Origin of the sequence: Streptomyces sp. BE303, assembly GCF_036290945.1 — a bacterium.
Lineage (GTDB): Bacteria > Actinomycetota > Actinomycetes > Streptomycetales > Streptomycetaceae > Kitasatospora.
The window spans coordinates 1-433 of record NZ_JAQYWZ010000335.1; the positions used below are offsets into that span (position 1 = coordinate 1).

General features: G+C 80.1%; 1 protein-coding gene. It reads left to right on the plus strand.

Annotation, left to right across the window (positions count from 1 at the left end; all coding sequences use genetic code 11):
• Nucleotides 1-433, plus strand: a 433-nt coding sequence (locus PUR56_RS04545) for an acyl carrier protein (protein WP_329947937.1), incomplete at both ends; no start/stop codon positions are given.

Below are 433 nucleotides of genomic sequence, written 5' to 3' on the forward strand. Positions count from 1 at the left end.
GCTGCCGGCCACCTCGATCGCCTGGGGACCCTGGGCCGACGCCGGCATGATGGCCGGCCACGCGGGCTCCGCGCAGTTCCGCCGCTCGGGCCTCTCCCTGTTGCCCCCCGCGGCCGCGCTGGCCGCGCTGGCCGCCGCGGGGGGCGTTGGCGAGCCGGCGGTGGTCGTCGCGGACGTGCGGTGGGACCGGTTCGCCGCCGAGTCCGGCGTGCTGCGGCCGGCGTCGGTGCTGGCCGACCTGCCGGTGGTGCGGGCGTCGGTCCGCGAGGTGACCGTGCCCGGCCGGCTGCCGCTCGCGCTGCGGCTGGCGGACCTCTCGCCCGCCGACGCGCGCCTCACCCTGCTGACCGAGCTGCGCGACCAGGCAGCCGCGGAGCTCGGGCACGGGTCGGGCGGTGCGCTGGCGCCCGACCGCACGTTCCACGACCTCGCC